Below are 25,673 nucleotides of genomic sequence, written 5' to 3' on the forward strand. Positions count from 1 at the left end.
GGTTTGGTTGTGGTCCCACCTGGGCTCGAACCAGGGACCACCTGATTATGAGTCAGGTGCTCTAACCAACTGAGCTATAGGACCTCAAAATTTGGTTAAATTTTGTGATTGCAAAAATAGTAAAATTTCTTTATCTGCAAAACTTTTTAAGGTTTTTCTTGACATAATTCTATCAAAACTCCGTTTGTAGATTTAGGATGTAAAAAGACAACTAATTTGTTATCAGCGCCTTCTTTGGGTTCTTCGGAGATAAAAATAAATCCTTCTTTTTTTAATCTTTCTACTTCTTCTAAGATATTTTCTACTCCAAATGCTAAATGATGAATGCCTTCTCCTTTCTTATCTATAAATTTTGAAATTGCACTTTCTTCTTTACTGGCTTCCAAGAGTTCAATTTTGCTTTCGCCAACTTCATAGAATGAAGTGATAACCCCTTCTCTTTCTACAGATTCTTTTTTATAGTGTTCTTTTCCCAAAAGCTTAGCGAATAGTTCGTCTGAAACGCCTAAAGATTTTACCGCAATACCAATATGTTCTAGTTTCATATATCAATAATAGTTTATTTGGTTATTAAGCCAAATTTTCAAGTTAGCAATTCAAACAAAAATACTAAATTTGCATGAATTATGGAAAGTAACAGACAAAGAAAAGTATCACAGATTATTCAGGAAGATTTCGCAGAACTTTTCCGCAAACAGGCATCAGAAAGTAAACAAAGTATTCTTGTTTCTGTTTCGGATGTTAAAGTAACGCCCGATCTTGGTATTGCTAAAATCTATCTTAGTGTTTTTCCTCAGGAGTTTCGACAAGCTGTAATGAAAGAAATTGAAGAGAATAAAGCACAATACAGAAACTTTATCGGACAGAAAATGGCGAAACAAGTTCGTATTATTCCTCAATTAAACTTCTATCTAGATACAACACTGGATGATGTGGAAAAAATAGAAAGAGAACTGAGAGGAGAAGGCGATAATCCTGTTTTATAATCATTTTGAAAAACATTGCGTTTTATATAGCATCTCGTTACCTCTTGTCTAAAAAGGGGAGTACGGCTGTAACTTTTATTACATGGCTTGCAGCTGTGGCAATGAGTGTTGCGGTGGCTGCAATGTTTGTTATTATTTCGGTGTTTTCCGGACTGGAAGATTTCAATAAAACTCTTATATCTAACCTCCATGCAGATCTTACTGTAAAAAGCACTTCTGGTAAAACCATTAAAAATTTCCAAAGAATAAATGAAATTTTAAAAAAGGATAAAGAAATTTCAGATTTTTCACGCGTAATTGAGGAGAAAGTTTACGTAAACTTTAATGGAAAAGGAGATATTGCTTTTTTGCGCGGGGTAGATTCTTCTTATACAAAAGTAAATCCAGTTAATAAAACTATTTTTTTTGGTAATTATCCGTCTTTTGAGTATAAAAACGAGGTAATTATGGAGCATTCTCTAAAGATTAGATTGGGAATACCTGTGGATTCGGACAAAGATTTTGCTACTATTTTTATGCCTAAATCGGGAACAGGAATTATTAACAAGGAAGAAGATATTTATAATAAAAGAGATATTATCGTTACAGGGATTTTTCCGGGTAATGAACAATTGAATAATTATGTAATTGCACCGATTGAATTAGCCGAGGAACTTCTTAACCTTCCCAAAAATTCTGCCTACCAAATTGTAATAAAACTTAAAAATCCAGAAAATGCAGATTCTGAAAAGGAAAAACTGCAAAAAGAAATTGGTGGTAATATTGAGATAAAAACAAAAGAAGAAGAAAATGCAGCTTTCTGGAAAATGATTAATACCGAAAAGCTGTTTATATATCTTATTTTCGCTTTGGTCATTTTCATAACAACGTTTAATCTTGCAGGAGCAATTATTATTCTTCAGCTTGATAAAAAACAGCAGGCAAAATCGTTAATTTCTCTAGGATTCCCCTTAAAGCATCTTAGGATGACTTATTTCTATACAGGAATTCTTATTGTTGTTTTGGGAATTTTGTCTGGTTTGTTGTTGGGAACGGCGTTGTGTTATTTTCAGCTATACACAGAATTGTTCAAAGCGGTTGAAGATCTTCCTTTCCCGGTGAAGATTGTTGGTAAAAATTACCTTATTGTTTCTGCTATTGCGGCGTTGTTTGGTGTTTTAATCTCTTGGTTTTTCTCCAAAATAAGTAAAAATTATATTACTTAAAATTAATACATTATAGATTAAGAATATTTGTAAATTTGCCGTCCAATTCAAAAAAAATGAAGCAAATTTTTTATTCTTTATTAATCGCGGTGTTTCCTGTGTTTGTTTCTGCTCAAATTCCTCCAGGGTATTACAATAATGCAACGGGTACAGGAGCTACGCTTAAGACCAACCTTAAAAATATTATTACTGCAGGGCATTCAACCAATATATCTTACGGTGATTTATGGACCGCCTATCAAACGACCGATAGAGACAAATATTACGAGGGAGACAACTCAATTTTAGATATTTATTCTGAAAGTTCAGCAAATCCTGATTCTTATAATTATAGAATTACCACAGACCAGTGCGGGAGCAACGGTTATAGCGCAGAAGGAGACTGTTACAATAGAGAGCATATTGTACCTCAAAGTTTGTTCAGTGAGAATCTGCCTATGAAATCTGACGTACATTTCATACGTGCCACAGATGGTAAAGTAAATGCAGAACGAGGAAATTTTCCTTTCGGACTTGTAGGAACTCCAGATTACCAGTCTCTAAATGGTTCTAAAAGGGGGAATTCCATTTCTGCAGGTTATTCACAAACTGTATTTGAACCTATCGATGAATTTAAAGGAGATGTCGCAAGGATGATTTTTTATTTTGTTACCAGATACGAAAATCAGCTAAGTTCATTCGCTTCAGGAGATATGCTGGGTAATAGTGCATATCCAGGACTGCAAACTTGGGAACTCAATCAGTTGTTAGCTTGGCATAATCAGGATCCCGTTTCTCTTACCGAAATTGAAAGAAATAATAGAACATATATTTTTCAGGGGAATAGAAATCCTTACATTGACAATCCTAATTTTGCAAATCTTGTATGGAATACTGCTGTAACTGAAACTCAGGCTCCTACCTCACCAACCAATCTTACAGTAAATAACATAACTTCTAATTCGGTTGTTTTAAACTGGACAGCTTCTACAGATAATGTTGGAGTATCAGGTTATATAGTGTATGTAAATGGAGTGCTTTATCCAACTTCGGCAACCAATTCTTCTACTATTGTCAACTTAAATCCATCTACAGTTTACAGTTTTGCCGTAATTGCACAAGATGCTGCAGGAAATTTATCTGCACAAAGCAATACTGCAACCATTACTACTTTGGTGGGATCTTGTGGTTCTGAATATTTTGATAATATTCCTGCTGCTTCATCCACTTACAGTACAAGATCTTGGACGGGTAGTAGTGCTTCTTGGACAGCTACCAATGCAAGAACGGATCAGATGATTACTAATAAAGCAATAACTTTCAAGAACGGAAATCTTACAAGTTCTTCAATTTCAGGAGGAATTCAGGGTTTAACAGTTACCGCTCAACAAAAATATTCTGGAAATCCCGGAAGTCTTGCTGTGGAAATAAACGGAGTAAATGTGGGAAGTATTCCTTATGGTAAAAATCCGATTACCACTACTTTGAACAATCTTAATGTTTCAGGGAATTTCACTATAAAATTAATCAACTCTGTTGCTTCTAATGCTGTTGCTGTAGATAATATATACTGGACTTGCAGTACATTGTCTACATCTGAAGCTACTCGCAAAGATGTTTTCGTAGTTTATCCGAACCCTGTGAGAAACCATGAGATTTTTGTAAAAGGTGAGAACGTAAATAAAATTACAAAAGCTGAGATTTACGATCTTTCCGGGAAATTGGTGATGAGTGTTGCCAATCCTTTTAAAGATTCTAGTAAAATCAGCTTAAACGGACTTGTTAAAGGAAGTTATATTTTAAAAACGGATACTTTTTCAACAAAATTTATAGTGGAATAAGTTTAAAAATCATCCATTTTAATTTCATTAAAAGACCAATTGTTATTGGTCTTTTTTTTATTTTTGATACATGGAATCTAAACATAAACTCGGGCTGATTGGTAAGAATATTTCCTATTCTTTTTCTAAAAACTATTTTGAGCAAAAATTTAAAAAAAAGAACCTTACAGAATATTCTTACGAAATTTTTGATATACAGGAAATTGAAGAAATTGAAAGAATTTTCTCCGATACAAATATTTTTGGGCTGAATGTAACGATTCCGTATAAAGAAAAAGTTATTCAATATCTTGATGAACTGAGCGATGAAGCAGAAAAAATAGGAGCTGTAAACTGTATTGCTATAGTAGATGGAAAAAGAAAAGGTTATAATACAGATGCTTTCGGATTCGAAAAAACTTTGGCTGCCCATCAGAAATCTCACCATCAATCTGCTCTTATTTTAGGAGATGGCGGAGCTGCTAAAGCGGTTCAGTATGTTTTAAATAAACGCCAGATTCCTTTTAAAACAATCTCAAGAAAATCTGAATTGAATTTTGATAATATTGATGCCCATATTGTTTCTGAACATACATTAATTATTCATTGCACACCTGTAGGAACTTTCCCGAATGTGGAAGATTGTGTTCGTTTTCCTTTCGAAGCACTTACAAAACAGCATTTGGTAATAGATTTAATTTACAACCCAGAGTGTACGCAATTTCTTATAAAAGCTGCAGAAAACGGAGCAAAAACAGTTAATGGATTGTATATGCTCGAGCAACAGGCAGAAAAAGCTTGGGAAATTTGGTCGTTTCAAAAAAAATAACATAAATTAGTAACTTAATTGGTGGCTTGCTATCATGGGTAAGTAATGTAAAGCCATTATCATAAAAGATTTGCTATGACAACAGAAAATAATCTTTCTGAAAACGAAGAAAACAAACCTTCTGTAGAAATTCAGGAAAACGAAGCGAAAATCGAGAAAACTGAAGAAAACAATTATGAAGAACAACATTCTGATGAAGATCAGCACGTTGTTGCCGAAGAATTGTCTCTTGCAGATACGTTAAAGGAAATGGAGAAAATCATCAATTCCAGCGATGCAGGAGAGAGGTTTAGGGAGTTCAATGCGTTGAAGGATAAAGCAAATCATTATATTCACGATGAGGTGGAAGATAAAAAACATGAATATGTAGATGCAGGAAATGCACCGGAAAATTTCAGTTTTGAACATCCTTCTCAGTCCAAACTTTCCGCACTTATCAATATTTTTAAGGAAAAGAACGATCATTTCCAGAAAAATCAGGAAGAAGAGCAGAAAAAAAATCTCGATCAGCGACAGGGGATTATCGAACGTCTAAAGAATCTTTATACCAATTCTGAACCGGGAACCAATCTTTTTAAATCTATAAGAGAAATTAAAGAAGAGTGGTCTAATGCAGGTCAGGTTGCAAAATCCGAATTTAAAATACTGAATAACAATTATTTCCACCATCTGAATCAGTTCTATCAGATGTTGGATATGAATAAAGAATTTTTGGAGCAGGAGTACAGCCATAATTTAGAAAAAAGACAGCATATTATTGCTCGTGCTAAAGAGCTTGAAAATGAACCTGTTGTGCAAAAAGCACTCAACGAACTGCAATATTTGCATAAACTTTGGAAAGAAGAGGCAGAACCGGTGGCGGAAGAATTTCGTGAAAAAACTTGGGATGAATTTAAAGAGATTTCCAACAAAATTCATGAAAGAAAAACTGAGCTTTCAGCAACAATTGAAGCAGAACAGAATGCTAATCTTGAGAAGAAAAATGAAATTATTGCCAATATAAAAAAGCTTGCAGAGAATCTGGAAAATGCCAATCATAATTATTGGCAAAATGCCATTAAGCAGGTTGAAGCTCTCCGTACAGATTTTCTGAAGACAGGAAGTGTACCAAGAAAGCTTTCTAATGTGAATTGGAATGATTTTAAAACGACATTGAGGAATTTTAACACTGTTAAAAATAACTACTATAAATCTCTTAAAGGTTCTCAGCAACAGAATCTTGAAGAAAAACTGAAACTCATCCAAACTGCTAAAGACAATATGTTGTCTGAAGATTGGGATATTGCTGTGAGTTTGTTTAAAAAACTTCAGGAAGACTGGAAGAAAATTGGTCATGTACCCAAAAGTATGACCAATAAAATTTGGGATGAATTCCGTGAAGCTTGTAATACATTTTTTAATAATTACAGAGAAAAAAGCAGTGCTTCTACCGATAACTGGAAGGAAAACTACAAGCTTAAAAAAGATATTCTTGAAGAACTTAAAGCAATCTCGGACGAGGAAGGCAGTGTAGAGAAAATTGAAGCACTTAAAACTTCTTGGAACAATATTGGGAAAGTTCCGAGAGATAAAATGGCAATAAATTCTGAATTTAACCGTACGCTAAGAGAAAAACTGAAGCTTAATAAAATTAATGAGCTGGAACTGAAAGAAGAAGGTCTTTCTGAAAATCAGCTAACGGATAAAGCTAGAAAAATTAAAAATCAAATCGCTGATTTGGAATCTGAAATCGTTAAACTTGAAAATAATTTAGCGTTTTTCAATAAGCCAACGAGAGATAACCCGCTTTTGAGAGATACTTTTAATACCATTGATGATAAAAAAGCTCATCTTGAAACTTTAAAACAAAATCTTCACAGCATTATTTCTGGTGAATAAAAAAAATAAACTTTAATTTTAATAATGTAAAGCGAAGCAAAGAAATTTGTATTCGCTTTTTTGGTCTTATGCAGCACGAATTTTTTATCAGACGGTGTATTGAATTGGCACAGAAAGCTACCGGAAATACATATCCAAATCCTTTGGTGGGAAGTGTTATTGTACACAACGGAAAAATAATAGGAGAGGGATATCATCAAAAAGCAGGAGAAAATCACGCAGAAATTAATGCTATTAATTCTGTAGAAGACAAAAGTCTTATTCCGGAATCAACCATTTATGTATCATTAGAGCCATGTGCTCATTTTGGGAAAACTCCACCTTGTGCTCTCAAAATTGTGGAGTTGGGTTTTAAAAAAGTGGTTATTGGAGCATTAGATTCCCACGATAAAGTAAACGGGAAAGGAAAAAAAATAATTGAAGATGCAGGAATTGAAGTAATTTCGGGAGTTTTGGAACAGGAATGCATCAATTTAAACAAAAGATTTTTTACTTTTCACGAAAAAAAACGTCCTTTTATCATTTTAAAATGGGCGGAGTCGGGCGATCATTTTATGGATAAAGATTTTAAACCCACTCAGATCAGTAATTCTCTTACCAAGCAGTTTGTGCATCAGCTTAGAAATAACGAGCATTCTATTCTTATCGGAACCATGACGGCAATGAGGGATAATCCAAGTCTTACTACAAGAGAAATCGTTGGAAGAAATCCTGTTAGAGTTCTTATTGATATGGATTTGAAAGTTCCTGAAAACTATCATATTTTTAATGATGAAGCAGAAACTTTAGTGTTTAATTCTGTAAAAGAATCGCACGAAAAACATGTAACATTTATTAAAATAAGCAGAGAAAATTTTATTCAAAATCTTTTGAACAAGCTTCATGAAATGCAGATTCAATCGGTAATTGTAGAGGGTGGAAGCATTGTTTTGCAACAATTTATAGATGCCGGTTTGTGGGACGAGACTTTGGTTATCAGAAATAATAATCTCACTTTAGAAAATGGAACTCCGGCTCCGAAATTTTTATTTACTCCTTCTTTTGTGCAGGATTTCAGAGATAATGTTATTGAGTTTTATAAAAATTCTAATTAGAAGCGTGAATGTTGTACGAATATCAAACCATCGAAAGACCTGTTGAAAATATTCTGCTGAAAGAAAAAGGCAGCAAGTTTATAGGATTTGCCTTCCCGGTTCAGGATGAAACCGAACTTAAAGAAACCTTAGAAAAAGTGAGAACAGAGCATCCTAAAGCAACGCATCACTGTTATGCATTCCGTTTTGGTTTGAAAGGTGAGTTGTACCGTGCCAATGATGATGGAGAACCTTCCGGAAGTGCTGGTTTACCAATTTACAATCAGCTTCTCGCTAACGAACTTACCAATATTCTTCTTGTGGTGGTAAGGTATTATGGAGGTACAAAACTGGGAGTTTCTGGTTTGGTAAAAGCATATAAAGAATCAGCAAAAGTTACTTTGGAAGAAGCTGAAATAATTACAAAAGAACTCGAAACAAAGATTGAAATTACATTTAACTTCAATCAGCAGAATGTTATTTTTACCTTACTCTCAAAGTTTGATGCTAAAGTGTTGAACTTCGATGCTGAACAGAACGCCGTTATTTTAGCAAGAATAAAAACCAAATATACAGACGATATTGTAGATTCTATACACAATATTCAGCACACCAATTGTATCATTATTAACTGAAATAATTTATAAAATAACATCTCAGACATTTTGTCCGAGATGTTATTTTTTATTTTAAAATCTGTCTTATTTTAATCTCTTCTTCCGCCCATTAATAGAGAGGCAAAGTAAAGTAACTGAACTAATGATCCTATCGCGGCAACTACATAAGTTCTTGCTGCCCATTTTAAGCTGTCTTGTACTCCAACAAATTCTTCAGAAGTAACTGTTCCGGTATCTTTTAGCCATTTCATTGCTCTTTCACTCGCATCATATTCTACAGGAAGTGTTATAAAAGCAAACAGGGTTGTTGCAGCGAACATAATTACTCCAATTGTTAATAATAATTTGCTTCCACTTGCAATCATTACCGCAATTCCTGCAATAATAACGAACTGCATTAAGTTGGAACTGATATTTACAACAGGAACAAGTTTAGATCTCAATTGTAACATAGAATAACCCACTGCATGTTGCACTGCGTGACCGCATTCATGTGCTGCAACTGCCGCCGCTGCTGCATTTCTCTGCATATAAACTGCCTCAGAAAGATTTACTGTTTTATCTTCGGGATTGTAATGGTCGGTTAATTGTCCGGGAACAGAAATCACCTGAACATCGTTTATATTGTTGTCTCTGAGCATTTTTTCTGCCACTTCCTTTCCAGACATTCCGTTTCTCAGGTGGACTTTGGAGTAATATTCAAACTTGGATTTTAATCTTGAGGAAACCAGCCAGCTAGCCAGCATAATAATTCCTATTATAAGATAATAACCATTCATTTTTTTAAAGTTTAAAATTTAATAATCACTGAATTCATATAAAAATTGTGCCAAAACATTGGGTATTATTAATTATATTTGTCATTCACTTTACCCGAAAATCATGTCAGAAATTTCAATTTTTGAAGTAAAAACTCAAGAAGATCTCAATCATTTTGTGAAATTCCCTATGGATTTGTACAAAAATAATCCTTTTTTTGTGCCTTCATTCGTTAATGATGAAAAAAATATTTGGAATTCTGATGAGAATCCTGCACTTAGTTATTCTGAAGCTAAAAAATTTTTAGCAAAAAAAAATGGTCAGATTGTTGGGAGAATCGCTGTAATCATCAATCATAAGGAAGAAAAAGAGCTTGGAATAAGAAAAGTACGTTTTGGCTGGATAGATTTCATTGATGATTTGGAAGTGTCTAAAACCCTTATTAATGCTGCTGTTGATTTTGCTAAGGAACATCAAATCAATATGATTGAAGGTCCGATGGGATTTACAAATCTTGATAAAGCCGGAATGCTCACATTGGGCTTCGATAAACTGGCGACAATGATTGGTATTTACAACCATAAATATTATCCCGAACACCTTGAAAAACTAGGTTTGGTTAAAGAAAAAGAATGGGTAGAATTTGAACTGAAATTTCCGGAAATTCTTCCTGAGAAAGTGCATAAATTCAACGATCTTATATCGCAGAAATACAAACTGAAAGTTCTCCATTTTAAAAATAAAGAGGAAATATTAGAGTATGTAGATCCTATGTTTGATTTGCTCGATGAAACCTATAAACATCTTTCTACCTATACGCCAATTTCCGATGAACAAAGGAAAACCTATAAAGAAAAATACTTTAAACTTATCGATAAAGATTTTATTGTCTGCGTTGCCGATGAGAATAATCAACTGGTATCTTTTGCCATCACAATGCCTTCCTATTCCAGAGCTTTACAGAAGTCTAAAGGAAAACTTTTACCTTTCGGATGGTGGTATTTTCTTCAGGCAGGCAGAAAAAACGACAGAGCAAATTTTTATTTGATAGGGATTCATCCCGATTACCAAAGACGTGGGGTAACTTCTATTATTTTTAAAGAAATATGGAAAATTTTCCGCAAAAAAGGTGTTAAATATCTGGAAACTAATCCCGAACTTGAAGACAATAAAAGTATTCAGCTTTTATGGCAAGATTACAATCCGGTGAATCACAAAAGAAGAAGAACTTATTCCTTAAAATTTTAATATGAAAATACATCTTTTCATCTTTGCTGTGCTTATTGCGGGGTTTGTATCGTACAATTTATTTCTTAAAGTGGATGATGATAAAACGAATACTGTAATCAATATCGTTTATGCAAGTATTCTTTTTGGTTATATTTCTTTTATGGCATTTACCCTGCTAAAAAAAATGAAGAAATAAATTATTTTTATTCATTCTAAATTATCGCTTTTTCCTAATTTAATCAGACTTTTAAGTTGATTAATTTCACCCTTTATTGTTTATTGCCTAAATTTGCAACTTGAGATAATAATGTAAAAATGAATTTACCTGAAAGTTATATTCCGATACTTATCCAAGCTGGTGTTGCAGTGGGCTTTGTAGCCATTTCTCTATTAGGTGCACATTTCTTGGGACCCAAACAAAAGAAAGGAAATTCTGTAAAGAACCAAAGTTGGGAGTGTGGTGTGCCTGTTGAGGGAAATGCCAGAACTCCTTTTTCTATTAAATATTTCTTAACAGCAGTATTATTTGTGCTTTTCGATATCGAAATTGTATTCTTCTATCCTTATGCTGTTAACTTTAGAGAATTTGGTCTTGAAGGTTTTTTTGCAGTGCTTACCTTCGTAGCGATATTCTTTCTAGCGTTTTTCTACGTTTGGAAACGCGGAGCATTAGATTGGGATAAATAAATTCGGATTATTTTAAAGAATGCGAAATCGCAAAACCGATAATTTGTTTTCACGAAGAAGCGGTTAAACAATTTAAGAATTAAAAAAAATGTCAGATCAAAAACCAATTATACGAACAGATGCGCCGGCTCCTGAAGGATTTGAAGGAGAAGGTTTTTTTGCAACGAAACTGAGCAGCGTAATCGGGATGGCGAGAAAATTTTCTCTGTGGCCGCTTCCGTTTGCTACCTCATGTTGTGGTATCGAGTTTATGGCGACTTTAAATCCTACTTATGATGCCTCAAGATTTGGGATGGAAAGAAACTCTTTCTCACCAAGACAGGCAGATATGCTGATGGTTTGCGGAACTATTTCTAAAAAACTGGGACCTGTTTTAAAGGAAGTTTATACTCAGATGGCAGAACCGAAATGGGTGGTAGCTGTTGGAGCATGTGCTTCCAGCGGTGGTATTTTCGATACATATTCTGTTTTACAGGGTATTGATAAAATTATTCCGGTAGACGTTTATGTTCCCGGATGCCCGCCAAGACCGGAACAGATTATTGAAGGTGTTATGCAGGTTCAGGCTTTGGCAGAAAGCGAAAGCATCAGAAGAAGAGATACGCCGGAATATCAAGCCCTTTTGGATTCTTATAATATTAGCAATTAAAATTCAGTACACGAATTTTTAATTTTGAATTGAATTATGACCAACGAATTTGTATTAGAAGCCATTACGAGAGAATTTCCTGAATCGGTATTGTCGCATTCAGAACCTTACGGAATGCTTACGATGGAGATAAAAAAAGAAGATATTAAAAAAGTTATTCATTATCTTAGAGATTCTTCTTTAGAATTTAATTTTCTTACAGACATTTGTGGAATCCATTATCCTGAGATTAAGGAAAAAGAAATTGGAGTAGTATATCATCTGCATAATATGATGACGAATGTTAGAATACGTCTGAAAGCATTTATGACAAGAGAAAATATGGAGGTAGATTCTATGACAGAACTCTTTGCAGGAGCCAATTGGATGGAACGAGAAACGTATGATTTCTTCGGAATTAAATTCAAAGGTCACCCGGATTTGAGACCTATCCTGAATATGGAAGATCTTGGCTATCATCCTATGCTGAAAGAATATCGTTTGGAAGATGGTACAAGAACCGATAAGAATGACTCCATGTTCGGAAGATAAAAAATATAATGATTAATGATGATGGATTAATATCGATTATCACCTATCAATTATCAATTATATATTATGAAAGACAACTCTTTATCTAACATACTTAATCAATACGACAGTAAAGAACAGATTGATGGGCAGCTTTATACCCTGAATCTGGGACCTACTCACCCTGCAACTCACGGAATCTTTCAGAATGTTCTTACCATGGATGGAGAAAGAATCTTGCATTCTGAGCAAACTGTTGGGTATATCCACAGAGCTTTTGAAAAAATTTCCGAAAGAAGAAATTTCTCTCAAATTACTACACTTACAGACCGTATGAACTATTGTTCTGCACCTATCAATAATCTTGGTTGGCATATGACAGTAGAAAAGCTGATCGGCGTTGAAGTTCCCAAGCGTGTAGATTATATGCGTGTTATTTTGATGGAATTAGCAAGAATTGGAGACCATTTAATCTGTAACGGTGTTACAGGGATGGATTCTGGTGCGATTACAGGTCTTACCTATATGTTCATCGAAAGAGAGCGTATCTATGATATGTATGAGCAAATATGTGGAGCAAGAATGACAACCAATATGGGAAGAATCGGAGGTTTTGAAAGAGATTTCACCCCGAAGTTTCATGAGTTGCTCAAAGATTTCTTAAAAACCTTTCCGCCAAGATTTCAGGAGTTCTGTAATCTTTTGGAAAGAAACAGAATATTTATGGACAGAACCATCGGTACCGGAGCAATTTCGGCAGAAAGAGCTTTAAGCTATGGTTTTACAGGTCCTAATTTACGTGCAGCAGGTGTAGATTATGATGTAAGAGTTGCTCAGCCTTATTCTTCATATCAGGATTTTGATTTTATCATTCCGGTAGGAACTGCAGGCGATACTTATGATCGTTTCATGGTTCGTCAGCAGGAGATTTGGGAATCTATTAAAATCATTAAGCAAGCTTACGAAAATCTTCCTGAAGGACCTTTCCATGCGGATGTTCCGGATTTTTATCTCCCGGAAAAAGCAGACGTTTATCAAAAAATGGAAGCTTTGATTTATCACTTCAAAATTGTAATGGGAGAAACAGATGTGCCAAAAGGAGAAGTTTACCATGCGGTAGAAGGCGGAAACGGAGAACTAGGCTTCTATTTGGTAAGTGACGGTGGAAGAAGCCCATACAGACTGCATTTCAGAAGACCTTGCTTTATCTATTACCAGGCATATCCGGAGATGATTACAGGTTCTGTAATATCGGATGCTATCGTAACGATGTGTAGTATGAATATTATTGCGGGCGAGTTAGACGCATAAAAATGTAAAATGTATCATTGTAAAATGTATTAACGATTTGCAATGAAACAAAATAAAAAGTCATTAGTACATTGTACTTTGTACAATAATACATTAAGAAAATGAGCGAAACAATTGCTTTTAAACCTGAAAGTTTAGCACAGGTACATAAAATTATTGCGAGATATCCTGAAGGAAGACAAAAATCTGCCCTTATTCCTGTTTTGCATTTGGCACAGAAAGAATTTGGGGGTTGGTTAGACGTTCCTGTAATGGATTATGTTGCAGGATTATTAAGCATTAAACCAATTGAAGTATATGAAGTGGCCACTTTTTATACCATGTTTAATATGAAACCTGTAGGTAAATATGTATTGGAAGTTTGCAGAACAGGACCTTGTATGGTTTCCGGTAGTGAAAAAATCCTTGACCATATCAGAACAAAACTAAACATTAAAGACGGACAAACTACAGAAGACGGGATGTTTACCTTAAAACCTGCAGAATGTCTCGGTGCTTGTGGCTATGCTCCGATGATGCAGTTGGGGAAATTTTTCCACGAAAATTTAACGATAGAAAAAGTAGACGAAATCCTTGATCTTTGCAGAGAAGGACAGGTTGACTTAGGCTAAATAAATTTTAAACTAATAAAAAAAGCGAATAGTAATAGCCGAAAGCTATATCCAGTCGCTAAAAGCATATAACAATGAGTAAAAAACTTTTACTTAAAGACGCACATATAGAAGGAATTCGCTATTTTGAAACCTACCGTAAACAAGGAGGGTATAAGTCAGCGGAAAAAGCCCTGAAAATGACTCCCGATGAAATTCTTGAAGAAGTAAAAACTTCAGGACTTCGTGGTCGTGGCGGAGCTGGTTTCCCTACGGGAATGAAATGGAGTTTCCTTGCAAAACCAGAAGGCGTTCCAAGACACTTGGTAGTAAACGCTGACGAATCTGAACCTGGGACTTTCAAAGACAGATATTTGATGGAATTTCTTCCTCATCTTTTGATTGAAGGGATGCTTATTTCATCTTACACTTTAGGCTCAAACACTTCATATATCTACATACGTGGAGAATATTCATGGATTCCTGATATTTTGGAAGAAGCCATTGATGAAGCTAAGGCAGCAGGATTTTTAGGTAAAAATATTTTAGGAACAGGTTTCGATCTTGAAATTTATGTTCAGAGAGGAGCCGGAGCTTATATTTGTGGTGAAGAAACCGCTTTGCTGGAATCTCTTGAAGGTAAAAGAGGCAATCCTAGACTAAAACCACCATTCCCGGCTGTAAAAGGACTTTGGGAAAGACCAACGGTGGTAAATAATGTAGAATCTATTGCAGCTGTTGTCCCAATTATTGAAATAGGCGGTGCAGAATATGCCAAAATTGGTGTAGGAAGGTCTACGGGTACAAAATTGATTTCTGCATGTGGAAACATCAATAAACCTGGCGTTTATGAGATTGATATGACCATTACCGTTGAAGAATTTATTTATTCAGACGAATATTGTGGAGGTATAAAAGATGGGAAAAAGCTGAAAGCCTGTATCCCGGGAGGAAGTTCTGTTCCGATTGTTCCTGCCAATTTGTTATTGAAAACCGTAAACGGAGAACCGAGATATATGAACTATGAATCTTTGGCAGACGGTGGCTTTGCTACCGGAACCATGATGGGTTCAGGAGGGTTTATCGTTTTGGATGAAGATCAGTCGGTTGTAGAACATACGATGACTTTAGCTAGATTTTATAACCACGAAAGTTGCGGACAATGTACTCCTTGTCGTGAGGGAACAGGTTGGATGTATAAAATTTTAAAGAAGATTTGGAAAGGCGAAGGAAAAATGGAAGATATAGATTTGCTTTGGGATATCCAGAGAAAAATTGAAGGAAACACCATTTGTCCTTTAGGTGACGCAGCAGCTTGGCCTGTTGCAGCAGCCATCAGACACTTCAGAGATGAATTTGAGTGGTATGTGAAAAATCCTGAGCTTAGCCAGACACAAAATTACGGATTAGCACATTATGCAGATCCAATTCCGGCAGTTGAAAAAAATGCTTAAGATGAAAAATTTATTGGTTGTCGGATTAATGGTGTCGGGTTTAGTTTTTGGTCAAACCAAAGAAAGAGATACATTACGAGAAAGATCATTGGACGATGTGTATACTGCTCCTTATGCGAAAAAGGAAAAGCCTTTGCCCTTAAGCAAAAAAGGTCAGGTATTCGTTTTCTTTGGTTGGAACAGAGGAGCATTCAGTAATTCTGATATTCATTTTACCGGAAACGGGTATGATTTTCAGCTGAATAATGTACAGGCGACAGATAAACCTACAAAATTTGGAATTGTTTATTTCGATCCAAGTTGGTTTACAGTAACACAATATAATTTCAGACTGGGATATTTTATTAAAGATAATTTAGCTTTGGTTCTTGGGATAGATCATATGAAATATGTAATGAAGCAAAATCAGACGGTTGATTTTTCAGGAACTATTTCTGATCCCAAATATGCAGCAATGGTACAGAATGGAAAGGTAGATTTATCTGATACACAGTTTCTGACTTTTGAGCATACAGATGGGTTGAATTATGAAAATTTAGGGTTAGAAAAATATCATAACCTTATTCATAAAAAAAATATAGATCTGGTATGGTCTTACGGAGCCGGAATTGGCGTAATGTTCCCGAAAAGTAATATTAAACTCTTCGGAAATGAAAGAAGCGACCGTTTTCACGTAGCAGGAATGGGAACCGATATAAGATCCAGCTTAAATTTGGTATTCTGGAAAAACTGGATGTTGAGAGCAGAAGCAAAAGCCGGATACATTAATATGTGGGATATAAAAACCACATTGAACAACAAACCGGATAAAGCCCGTCAGGATTTTGTTTTCGGGCAGGTTTTGGCAGGAATCGGATATACATTTAATACGAAAAAGTATAATTAAAACAGAGCTTAATGGCTAAGGCATAAGCGAAAAGCATAGAATATGAGCGAAGAGGTTAAAAAATTCAAAATAACGATAGACGGACAAACTACCGAAGTTTTGCCTGGAACTTCTATTTTGGAAGCTGCAAGACAAATCGGCGGGAAATCTGTTCCTCCGGCAATGTGTTATTACAGTAAGCTGGAAACCAGTGGCGGAAGATGCAGAACTTGTCTTGTAGAAGTTTCTAAAGGGTCTGAAGCAGATCCTCGTCCTATGCCAAAACTGGTAGCAAGCTGCAGAACCAATGTGATGGACGGGATGGAAGTAAAAAACCTTTCTTCCGAAAAAGCTCAGGAAGGAAGAAAAGCCGTTACCGAATTTCTTTTGGTAAATCACCCGTTAGATTGCCCGATTTGTGACCAGGCCGGAGAATGCCATCTTCAGGATTTAGGGTATGAACACGGTGTAGAAAATACAAGAACAGAGTTTGAAAGAAATACGTATGATGCAGACGATTTAGGTCCGCACATCAAGCTTAATATGAACCGTTGTATCTTGTGTGCAAGATGCGTTTTAGCTGCAAATCAGCTTACCGGAGAAAGAGAACACGGAATTCTTTTCAGAGGAGATCACGCCGAAATTTCTACTTACTTAAATAAAGCTTTGGATAATGATTTCATCGGAAACGTTATAGATGTTTGTCCGGTAGGTGCATTAACAGACAGAACAGCACGTTTTGCGAGCAGAGTTTGGTTTACAAAACCTTTAAATGCTACCTGCAAATGCGATAAATGTTCAGGAAAAGCAGTGGCTTGGATGAAAGGTGAAGAAATCGTGAGAGTTACTGCCAGAAAAGACCAGTGGGGAGAAGTAGAAGAGTGGATTTGCGATACTTGTCGTTTTGAAAGAAAAAATGTTTCCGACTGGAATATAGAAGGACCAAGACATATAGACAGACATTCTGTAATTTCTTTGAATCATTACGAAAAGAAAACAGATAGCTATAATGTGCTAGAAAATACAGATGCAAAAGAAATTGGTTCTCAAGACGAAAAAGAAATTCAAAAATTAGATAACGAAGTACTTTAATGAGAGATATTCTCCATTAAAATTCAAATAAATTAATATGGATTTAATTACATTTAAATTAATACTTGTACTTGCGCTTTTCCTTTTATCTTTAACGATAGCGGCTTACTCTACGTGGGCAGAAAGAAAAGTAGCATCTATCATGCAGGACAGAATAGGACCCAACAGAGCAGGACCTTTCGGTTTGCTACAACCTCTTGCAGATGGAGGTAAATTTTTCTTTAAAGAAGATTTTACACCGGCAAATGCAGAAAAATTTCTCTTTGTATTAGGACCTGCATTGGTAATGTTTATCTCATTAATTACAGGTGCGGTTATTCCGTGGGGAAAAACATTAAATTTTGGTGGGATTTCTTACGATTTACAAGTTGCTAATATTGATGTTGGTGTACTTTTCATCATCGGTATGGCTTCAATCGGAGTTTATGGAATTATGATCGGAGGCTGGGCTTCTAACAATAAATATTCATTATTAGGTGCCATCAGAGCTTCTTCACAGATGATTTCTTACGAATTGGCAATGGGACTTGCACTGCTTTCTATCATTATGATGACAGGAAGTTTAGATTTAAAAGTAATCACCGAAAATCAGACTGAAGGTAAACTTTGGGGAATTATTCCTTTTGGTTCCGGGATGAACTGGAATATTTTCTATCAGCCATTGGCATTCTTAATTTTCTTTGTAGCCGCTTTGGCAGAAACCAACCGTCACCCTTTTGATTTACCTGAATGTGAATCTGAATTGGTAACAGGATATTCTACCGAATATTCTTCAATGAAATTAGGTTTATACATGTTTGGAGAATATGTGAATATGTTTATTTCCAATGCTTTCATGGTCGTTCTTTTCTTCGGAGGATACAATTATCCGGGAATTGAATGGGTTATCCAAAATTGGGGAGAAAATACTGCAGGTATTTTGAGTATTGTAGCATTTTTAACTAAAACAGTAATCGGAATCTTAATTTTTATGTGGATCAGATGGACGTTACCAAGATTCAGATACGACCAGTTGATGCACTTAGGATGGAAAACTTTAATTCCTTTGGCATTAGTAAATTTGATGATTACAGGAGCAGTGATTCTTGCTTTCGGTAATTAATTTGAAAATGAAATAATTTGAGAATGTTGAAAATGACATAAACTTTTTTAACATTCTCAAGAAGATATAAATTTGAAAATGAGCTGATGAGAAGCAGCGATGGAATACACTTTCATCACCCGGCTTCCATCTTCCAACATTTAATAATAAAAGAAAATGAAACTTACAAACAGATCGAAAGTTGTTTCAAATAAAGAGATGACCTTTTCTGAGAAAATCTACCTTCCGGCGATTTTTAAGGGAATGGGAATCACCTTTAAGCATGCTGTAAGAACCGTTGTAAAACGTGCTCCGGCAGTTTATGCCTATCCCGAAGTACAGAAGCCAAGAGCAGATATCTGGAGAGGGCAACATGTTTTAAAAAGAGACGAAGAAGGGCGAGAAAGATGTACTGCTTGCGGATTGTGTGCTGTAGCTTGTCCTGCAGAAGCTATTACAATGACTGCCGCTGAAAGAACCAAAGAAGAGAAAAATCTTTACAGAGAAGAAAAATATGCTTCAATATATGAAATCAATATGTTGAGATGTATCTTTTGCGGAATGTGTGAAGAAGCTTGTCCGAAATCTGCAATTTATCTTACAGACAGATTGGTGGATGTTGAGACCAACAGAGGATCTTTTATCTATGGTAAAGATAAATTGGTTGAGAAAATAAATGAAAGGATTGATATCACCGAAAGACAATCCGAGAAACAAAAAAATGCGGTAAAATAATGGATCAGTTTTTATTTTTCTTGGTGGCGTTTTTAGCAGTGGCAAGTGCGGTTTACTTCGTTTTTGCAAAAAATCCTTTATATGCTATTCTGTCATTAATTGTTACAATGTTTTCTATTGCAGGAATGTATATTCTTCTGAATGCACAGTTTCTTGCTATTATTCAGATTATTGTTTATGCAGGTGCCATTATGGTTCTGTTCCTTTATATTCTGATGATGCTTAATCTTAATAAGCAAGACGAAAGTAAGAAGAACAATACTTTAAAATTTATTGGAGTTTTTACAGCAGGTCTTCTATTGGTTGGAATTTTAGGCGTTTTCAGAGGTGTTCAGGAAAAGCATGTATTGGTAGAAAATGTAGATCAAGGAGTTGGTCTTACAAAAAATCTTGGAAGACTTTTGTTTAATGAATATGTTTTACCGTTCGAACTTGCTTCCATCCTGATTTTGGCAGGTATTGTAGGTGCGGTACTAATTGGTAAAAAAGATTTATAAAATTATGGGAGAAGTAAATACATTTATGCAAAGCATCCCTTTGGAATATTTCATCACTCTTTCTTCGGTATTATTCTGCCTTGGAGTTTTGGGAGTATTAATCAGAAAAAACGCGATTGTAATTTTGGGCTGCGTAGAGCTTATGCTGAATTCTGTAAACCTTTTACTGGCTGCATTTGCTGCTTATAATGGCAATAGCGACGGTCAGCTTTTAGTTTTCTTTATTATGGTAGTTGCAGCGGCAGAAGTTGCGGTTGGGTTGGCTATCATTGCAATGCTGTATAGAAACACCCGTTCTGTGGATGTAGGAATTTTTAATAAATTAAAAGGATAAGAAAGAATGGAGAATTTAATTTATGCAATAGTACTTTTACCACTAATCGGTTTTCTTATCAACGGACTGTTTGGGAAAAATCTTCCAAAAATTGTTGTCGGAAGTTTAGCAACAGCTGCTGTTTTTGGATCTTTTTGTATTGCAGTAAGCTTATTTTTGAAATTTGATTCAGAAAGCCCGGCTGTAATTGTTAAAGCTTTTGAATGGTTCAGAGTAAATGGGGTTTTAATTAACTTCGGGTTTCAGATTGATCAGTTATCCTTAATGATGGTGATGATTATTACCGGAATCGGATCTTTAATTCACTTGTATTCTATTGGATACATGAGTCATGATAAAGGTTTTTATAAATTTTTCACGTACTTAAATCTTTTTATCTTCTCTATGTTACTTTTGGTAATGGGAAGTAATTATATGATTTTGTTCATCGGTTGGGAAGGTGTAGGTCTTTGTTCTTATTTATTAATCGGATTTTGGTATACCAATCAGGAATATGGTAAAGCTGCAAGAAAAGCTTTCATTATGAATAGAATTGGTGACCTTGGCTTACTTATAGGAATCTTCATGATTGCAGCTCAAACCAATTCTGTAGATTATATTTCGGTTGCACAAAATGCTGCTAAATTTGAGTTGGATGGAAATATCATCATATTTATTACAGCGAGTTTATTTATTGGAGCTATCGGTAAATCTGCACAGGTCCCATTATATACTTGGTTACCGGATGCAATGGCGGGACCAACTCCTGTTTCTGCATTAATCCACGCGGCTACGATGGTTACAGCGGGTATCTATTTGGTAGTGAGATCTAATTTCTTATTTACACTTGCACCAACAGTTCAGGACGGAATTTTATTAATAGGGTTCTTAACTGCAGCATTGGCCGGTTTCTACGCTTTGCGTCAGAACGATATCAAAAAAGTTTTAGCATATTCTACAGTTTCTCAACTTGGTTTTATGTTCATTGCTTTAGGATTGGGAGCTTATACAACAGCAATGTTTCACGTGATGACTCACGCTTTCTTTAAAGCTTTATTATTCTTGGGAGCAGGTTCTGTAATCCATGCGATGAGCAACGAACAGGATATGAGATTTATGGGAGGTTTAAAGAAATATATTCCATTAACGCACATCACTTTTCTTATAGGAACATTGGCAATTTCAGGATTCCCTTTCTTTTCAGGGATGATTTCTAAAGATGAAATTCTAGTGGCGGCTTTTGCTAAAAATCCTATCTACTGGGTAATGTTGTTTATATTGGCAGCAACTACGGCGGCATATATGTTCAGACTGTATTACTTAACTTTCCACGGAGAGTTTAGAGGAACAGAAGAGCAGAAACATCATTTGCATGAAAGCCCAATGAATATGACTTTGCCGCTTATCATTTTGGCTATACTTTCAGTAATTGGAGGTTTCATCAACTTGCCGCATTTCATTGGGCATGGTCATTATGCTAAACTTATGGAGTGGCTGAAACCGGTACTTACTGAAGAAAGTTTTAAAAAAATGGAAGCAACTCTTTCCGGAGTTGATTTTAATACGGAAATGATTCTTTTGGGAGCAACAGTTTTAATGTTCTTTGCCGTTTGGTTTATCGTTAAAAATATGTATGTCAACAAAAAGAAATTGGCGAAAGCTGAAGAAGATTATACTGGCTGGGAAAAACTTTCTGCGAAGAAATTATATGTGGATGAACTTTACAATGCCTTAATTGTAAAAACTTTTGAAGGACTTGGACGCGGAGGAAAAATGTTCGACAAAGGAGTTTTAGACCGTTTTGTGAATTACGTAGGTGAAGGTGCAGAAGATAGCGGAAAATCTATGAAACGTATTCAGAACGGTAATGTAGAGAACTATGTTCTTATCATGGCCTTAGCTGTGGGAATTATACTGATTGTTAACTTTATACTACAATAATGTCTTATTATTTACTATTAACATTATTACTATTACCTCTCGTTGGTTCGGGATTAGTTTTTGCATGGAGAAATACTTCCAGCAAATATTTGGCGCTGGGAATCGCATTGGTTCAAATGTTCGTTACATTTTATATGCTTTCGGATTTTGATTTCAATCTTACTGTAGACAGCAGTTTGCAATATGAGATTACCTATCCTTGGTCTAAATTCATTAAAAGCAGCATTCATCTAGGAATAGACGGAATGAGTATGCTTCTACTGTTGCTCACCAACATTCTTTCGCCTTTAATTATTCTGTCATCTTATAACGAAAATGTAAGCTACAAAAATTCTTTTTACGGACTTATTTTGATGATGCAGTTTGGTCTTGTGGGGGTTTTTACTGCTTTAGATGGTTTGTTATTTTACATTTTCTGGGAAGTAACTTTAATTCCGATTTGGTTTATTGCGGCACTTTGGGGGCAGGAAAACAAAAGATTTGAATTTACCACAAAATTCTTTGTATATACATTTGTAGGATCATTATTTATGTTGGCGGGGATTATCTATGTAGGTATTCATTCGGCTTCATTTGCGGTTACCGATTTGTATAATGCAGATCTTACAGATACACAGCAGATTGTAGTATTTTGGTTTATTTTCTTTGCATTTGCAGTAAAACTTCCGGTTTTTCCATTTCATACTTGGCAACCAGATACTTATACTTATTCTCCTACTCAGGGATCGATGCTATTGTCGGGAATTATGCTGAAAATGGCAATTTATGGAGTAATCCGATATTTGCTTCCTATTACGCCAACAGCAATCTTAGGAATTTCAGGACAAATTGTAATTATCCTTGCAATTATTGGGATTGTTCACGGAGCTTTAATTGCAATTATTCAGAATGATATGAAGAGAATCATTGCATACTCATCATTTTCACACGTTGGATTAATGGTTGCAGGTATTTTTGCCTCTGCGGTGCTTACTTTAAGAGGAACTTTTACAATAGAAGGTGCCGAAGGAGCATTAGTACAAACTTTTGCACACGGTGTAAACGTAGCCGGTTTATTCTTCTGTACAGATATTTTGTATAAGAGATTTAAAACAAGAGACATCAGACAAATGGGTGGATTGGCAAAAGTGGCTCCTAAATTTGCAGTACTTTTCCTTTTAATTATATTAGGATCTATGGGAGTACCTTTAACCAATGGGTTTATTGGAGAATTTATCCTGATTAAATCTATTTTTGATTTTAATGTTTTAGCCTCTGTAATTGCTGGTCTTACCATTATTTTGTGTGCGGTTTATCTTTTAAGATTTTACGGAAAAGCAATGTTTGGAGAAGGAGATGCTTCAGTTTTGAGTACTGCTAAAGATTTATCGCCTGTTGAGTTTTCAGTTTTAGCGAGTATAGCTGTTTTTGTAATTCTTTTGGGTATTTTTCCTCAACCGATTATTGATATGGTAGGTACTTCGTTAAAATTTGTTTATACATCTTTAATTAATTAAAAGATCGTAAGATTCAAAAATTAAAAGATTAATTAAATAATTTAAAAAATAAGAGAATAATGAAATTGAGATGTATAGATTTCTCTGAATCTCAATTCTCGAATCTCAAATCTATATTATGAGTGTTTTAATTATTGTTTTCCTGACAGCCGTTGCTGCATTATTCACGGGAGTTTTTGAAAAAGGAAAATTCGCAAGATACATTGGGATTTTTGGATTAATCGTCGCTTTGTATGTGAGTTTTTTACCCGAAGCTTCTTTCTTCGAAAAGTACAGATTAATGTATGAATACGGAGCCAATACAGCTTTGTTTACCAAAATTTCAATCGTAATAACGCTGCTTTTATTCTTTTTAGGAGGTTTTGCATTCAGCAATCACAGAAACCATCAGTCCGAATTATATGCATTAATGCTTTTTGCATTATGCGGGAGTTTCATACTGTTCGGATATCAGAATTTAGTAACATTATTTATTGGTATCGAAATTCTGTCTATTCCTTTATATGTAATGGCAGGAGCGAATAAAACTGATTTGAGATCCAATGAAGCTTCATTAAAATATTTTTTAATGGGTGCTTTTGCGACAGGTTTTTTACTGTTAGGAATTGCATTCATATATGGAAGTACCGGAACGTTTGATTTATATAGAATTCAGGATTTTACCACAGTAAACCCTAAAAACGGAATGCTTATTCTTGGAGCTGTTTTAATGCTTTGTGCTATGGCTTTTAAAGTGGCATTAGCTCCGTTCCACATGTGGAGCCCAGATGTTTATCAGGGATCACCATCTTTAATTACTGCTTTTATGGCAAGTGTTGTTAAGATTTCAGGATTTTTTGCTTTATTTAGATTAATGACTATCGGATTCTCTGGAGTAACGCATGAATGGATTAATATTCTTGGAGTATTTATCATCATAACATTACTGTTGGCAAACGTAATGGGATTGGCTCAAACCAATGCAAAAAGAATGTTGGCGTATTCGTCTGTATCACATGCGGGTTATATTGGTCTAGTTTTCTTTGGAATGAATACTTTATCTACTTATACTTTAGCATTTTATTTATTTGCATATTCTTTAGCTACAGTTGGCGTTTTTATGTGTTTAATTTGGGTAGAAAAACTAAAAAGGGAAACCTCTTATGGAGCTTTTAAAGGATTGGCGAAATCTGAGCCGCTTTTGGCTGTTGTAGCCACTGTTTCTTTACTCTCCATGGCAGGAATACCGTTAACCGCAGGTTTTATGGGTAAATTCTCATTGTTTTCTCAAGCTTTATCAAGAGACAACAATGCATTTTTAGTTATAGTAGCGGTATTAGGTTCTGCAATTTCAATTGCTTATTATTTAAGGTTGATTATTGCCATGTTTTTTTATAAAGAATCTAGTTTTAAAACAACAGAAAGAGTTACAGTTACTTATAATATTGTAGCAGTTGTTATTATTGCATCATTGGTTATTTTGGGTATTTTCCCAGACTTATTTGCTAAGCAATTTGGATTATAAATAATTATTACTAATAATAAGAAAAAAGCACGGCTATTAGCTGTGCTTTTATTATGTGATGCTAATTCTATCTTAAAGTTATTAAAATTGGCATTCAATTAATTTTTGATATTATATACTTTGTAAATTATTACTAGAATGAAATAAATTTTTAAAAAATATTTGAAATTTAAGTTTCTGAAATATAGTTTTATAGGGTGTTTATGGGAATTTTATTGAAGAAATATTTGGTTAATATTATTTTTCATTTTATATTTGCACCACTTAAAAACAAGGACATTCCTCCTTAGCTCAGTTGGTTAGAGCATCTGACTGTTAATCAGAGGGTCGCTGGTTCGAGCCCAGCAGGAGGAGCAAAAAGACTTACAGAAATGTAAGTCTTTTTTATTTTAAGGATGATTATTGCTATTAAAATTTTTTTGAATAGGAAAAGGCTATTTTATTTTATGAAAAATAGATTTTGAGCGGAAATAAAGGATTTCATTACTTTGTAACGACCTTTCACTATTGAATTAAAAAAAGGAATATCCTTAATAGTGCAATGTTTTTGTTGTCATCGTTTTCATTACCCT

At 34.8% G+C, this 25,673-nt stretch carries 26 protein-coding genes and 2 tRNA genes; 25 read left to right on the top strand and 3 right to left on the bottom strand.

Annotated elements, in window-relative coordinates:
- Positions 1 to 10: 10 nt before the first annotated feature.
- Positions 11 to 84: transfer RNA gene (locus MTP08_RS02555), tRNA-Ile, on the bottom strand.
- Between the two features lie 62 nt (positions 85 to 146).
- Positions 147 to 545 (bottom strand): methylmalonyl-CoA epimerase, encoded by a 399-nt coding sequence (mce, locus tag MTP08_RS02560; RefSeq protein WP_243576928.1) that lies wholly within the window; start codon positions 543 to 545, stop codon positions 147 to 149.
- An 81-nt stretch (positions 546 to 626) separates the two neighbouring features.
- Here mce and rbfA point away from each other — a divergent pair, with 81 nt between their 5' ends.
- The 7 genes from rbfA to MTP08_RS02595 all read left to right on the top strand — a co-directional run bounded on the left by rbfA (position 627) and on the right by MTP08_RS02595 (position 8,405).
- Positions 627 to 986 (top strand): 30S ribosome-binding factor RbfA, encoded by a 360-nt coding sequence (rbfA, locus tag MTP08_RS02565; RefSeq protein ID WP_243576929.1) that lies wholly within the window; start codon positions 627 to 629, stop codon positions 984 to 986.
- Positions 987 to 991: 5 nt separating this feature from the next.
- Positions 992 to 2,191, top strand: coding sequence for an ABC transporter permease (locus MTP08_RS02570; RefSeq protein ID WP_243576930.1), 1,200 nt, complete (start codon positions 992 to 994; stop codon positions 2,189 to 2,191).
- A 56-nt stretch (positions 2,192 to 2,247) separates the two neighbouring features.
- The gene (locus tag MTP08_RS02575; RefSeq protein WP_243576931.1) at positions 2,248 to 4,011 is read left to right on the top strand and encodes an endonuclease; all 1,764 of its coding nucleotides are present in this window, start codon (positions 2,248 to 2,250) and stop codon (positions 4,009 to 4,011) included.
- A 70-nt stretch (positions 4,012 to 4,081) separates the two neighbouring features.
- Complete coding sequence (locus MTP08_RS02580; protein ID WP_243576932.1) at positions 4,082 to 4,819, top strand: shikimate dehydrogenase family protein; 738 nt, start codon at positions 4,082 to 4,084, stop codon at positions 4,817 to 4,819.
- Between the two features lie 75 nt (positions 4,820 to 4,894).
- Positions 4,895 to 6,697 (top strand): DUF349 domain-containing protein, encoded by a 1,803-nt coding sequence (locus MTP08_RS02585; RefSeq protein WP_243576933.1) that lies wholly within the window; start codon positions 4,895 to 4,897, stop codon positions 6,695 to 6,697.
- 68 nt (positions 6,698 to 6,765) lie between these two features.
- Entirely contained in the window at positions 6,766 to 7,791 is a 1,026-nt protein-coding gene (gene ribD, locus MTP08_RS02590; protein WP_243576934.1) for a bifunctional diaminohydroxyphosphoribosylaminopyrimidine deaminase/5-amino-6-(5-phosphoribosylamino)uracil reductase RibD, read from the top strand.
- 8 nt (positions 7,792 to 7,799) lie between these two features.
- Entirely contained in the window at positions 7,800 to 8,405 is a 606-nt protein-coding gene (locus tag MTP08_RS02595; protein ID WP_243576935.1) for an IMPACT family protein, read from the top strand.
- A 71-nt stretch (positions 8,406 to 8,476) separates the two neighbouring features.
- Here MTP08_RS02595 and MTP08_RS02600 read toward each other — a convergent pair whose 3' ends face one another.
- Positions 8,477 to 9,166: a zinc metallopeptidase gene (locus tag MTP08_RS02600; RefSeq protein WP_243576936.1), complete on the bottom strand. Its 690-nt coding sequence runs from the start codon at positions 9,164 to 9,166 to the stop codon at positions 8,477 to 8,479.
- 103 nt (positions 9,167 to 9,269) lie between these two features.
- On the opposite strand from MTP08_RS02600, the gene MTP08_RS02605 reads away from it, so the two are divergent.
- From MTP08_RS02605 to MTP08_RS02690, 18 genes are all read left to right on the top strand, one after another.
- A complete protein-coding gene (locus MTP08_RS02605; RefSeq protein WP_243576937.1) occupies positions 9,270 to 10,394 on the top strand; it encodes a GNAT family N-acetyltransferase in 1,125 nt (374 codons plus the stop codon).
- A 1-nt stretch (position 10,395) separates the two neighbouring features.
- Positions 10,396 to 10,572, top strand: coding sequence for a hypothetical protein (locus MTP08_RS02610; protein WP_209389157.1), 177 nt, complete (start codon positions 10,396 to 10,398; stop codon positions 10,570 to 10,572).
- A 119-nt stretch (positions 10,573 to 10,691) separates the two neighbouring features.
- Positions 10,692 to 11,063, top strand: a complete 372-nt coding sequence (locus MTP08_RS02615; RefSeq protein WP_047482647.1) for an NADH-quinone oxidoreductase subunit A — start codon at positions 10,692 to 10,694, stop codon at positions 11,061 to 11,063.
- Positions 11,064 to 11,151: 88 nt separating this feature from the next.
- Positions 11,152 to 11,712, top strand: a complete 561-nt coding sequence (locus MTP08_RS02620; protein WP_209389159.1) for an NADH-quinone oxidoreductase subunit B — start codon at positions 11,152 to 11,154, stop codon at positions 11,710 to 11,712.
- Positions 11,713 to 11,748: 36 nt separating this feature from the next.
- Positions 11,749 to 12,243 (top strand): NADH-quinone oxidoreductase subunit C, encoded by a 495-nt coding sequence (locus tag MTP08_RS02625; RefSeq protein ID WP_243576938.1) that lies wholly within the window; start codon positions 11,749 to 11,751, stop codon positions 12,241 to 12,243.
- Positions 12,244 to 12,309: 66 nt separating this feature from the next.
- The gene (locus MTP08_RS02630) at positions 12,310 to 13,533 is read left to right on the top strand and encodes an NADH-quinone oxidoreductase subunit D (RefSeq protein WP_209389161.1); all 1,224 of its coding nucleotides are present in this window, start codon (positions 12,310 to 12,312) and stop codon (positions 13,531 to 13,533) included.
- A 101-nt stretch (positions 13,534 to 13,634) separates the two neighbouring features.
- Positions 13,635 to 14,144 (top strand): NADH-quinone oxidoreductase subunit NuoE family protein, encoded by a 510-nt coding sequence (locus MTP08_RS02635; protein ID WP_209389162.1) that lies wholly within the window; start codon positions 13,635 to 13,637, stop codon positions 14,142 to 14,144.
- Between the two features lie 74 nt (positions 14,145 to 14,218).
- Positions 14,219 to 15,577, top strand: coding sequence for an NADH-quinone oxidoreductase subunit NuoF (gene nuoF, locus MTP08_RS02640; protein WP_243576939.1), 1,359 nt, complete (start codon positions 14,219 to 14,221; stop codon positions 15,575 to 15,577).
- Position 15,578: 1 nt separating this feature from the next.
- Positions 15,579 to 16,463, top strand: a complete 885-nt coding sequence (locus MTP08_RS02645; protein WP_243576940.1) for a hypothetical protein — start codon at positions 15,579 to 15,581, stop codon at positions 16,461 to 16,463.
- Between the two features lie 42 nt (positions 16,464 to 16,505).
- Positions 16,506 to 17,534 (top strand): 2Fe-2S iron-sulfur cluster-binding protein, encoded by a 1,029-nt coding sequence (locus tag MTP08_RS02650; protein WP_243576941.1) that lies wholly within the window; start codon positions 16,506 to 16,508, stop codon positions 17,532 to 17,534.
- A 37-nt stretch (positions 17,535 to 17,571) separates the two neighbouring features.
- Complete coding sequence (gene nuoH, locus MTP08_RS02655) at positions 17,572 to 18,636, top strand: NADH-quinone oxidoreductase subunit NuoH (protein WP_243576942.1); 1,065 nt, start codon at positions 17,572 to 17,574, stop codon at positions 18,634 to 18,636.
- A gap of 156 nt (positions 18,637 to 18,792) precedes the next feature.
- On the top strand, positions 18,793 to 19,350 hold the full coding sequence (locus MTP08_RS02660; RefSeq protein WP_209389167.1) for a NuoI/complex I 23 kDa subunit family protein: 558 nt from the start codon (positions 18,793 to 18,795) through the stop codon (positions 19,348 to 19,350).
- A complete protein-coding gene (locus MTP08_RS02665) occupies positions 19,350 to 19,847 on the top strand; it encodes an NADH-quinone oxidoreductase subunit J family protein (protein WP_209389168.1) in 498 nt (165 codons plus the stop codon). The genes MTP08_RS02660 and MTP08_RS02665 overlap by 1 nt, the downstream gene beginning before the upstream one ends.
- Positions 19,848 to 19,851: 4 nt before the next feature.
- Positions 19,852 to 20,181 (top strand): NADH-quinone oxidoreductase subunit NuoK, encoded by a 330-nt coding sequence (nuoK, locus tag MTP08_RS02670; protein ID WP_209389169.1) that lies wholly within the window; start codon positions 19,852 to 19,854, stop codon positions 20,179 to 20,181.
- Positions 20,182 to 20,187: 6 nt separating this feature from the next.
- Positions 20,188 to 22,101 (top strand): NADH-quinone oxidoreductase subunit L, encoded by a 1,914-nt coding sequence (gene nuoL / locus MTP08_RS02675; protein ID WP_209389170.1) that lies wholly within the window; start codon positions 20,188 to 20,190, stop codon positions 22,099 to 22,101.
- Complete coding sequence (locus MTP08_RS02680) at positions 22,101 to 23,597, top strand: complex I subunit 4 family protein (RefSeq protein ID WP_243576943.1); 1,497 nt, start codon at positions 22,101 to 22,103, stop codon at positions 23,595 to 23,597. The genes nuoL and MTP08_RS02680 overlap by 1 nt, the downstream gene beginning before the upstream one ends.
- Positions 23,598 to 23,715: 118 nt before the next feature.
- Positions 23,716 to 25,101, top strand: coding sequence for an NADH-quinone oxidoreductase subunit N (locus tag MTP08_RS02685; protein WP_243576944.1), 1,386 nt, complete (start codon positions 23,716 to 23,718; stop codon positions 25,099 to 25,101).
- A 280-nt stretch (positions 25,102 to 25,381) separates the two neighbouring features.
- Positions 25,382 to 25,455, top strand: a tRNA-Asn gene (locus tag MTP08_RS02690).
- Positions 25,456 to 25,673 lie beyond the last annotated feature (218 nt).

The sequence above is a fragment of the Chryseobacterium oryzae genome (assembly GCF_022811665.1).
In the GTDB taxonomy this organism is placed as follows: domain Bacteria; phylum Bacteroidota; class Bacteroidia; order Flavobacteriales; family Weeksellaceae; genus Chryseobacterium; species Chryseobacterium oryzae.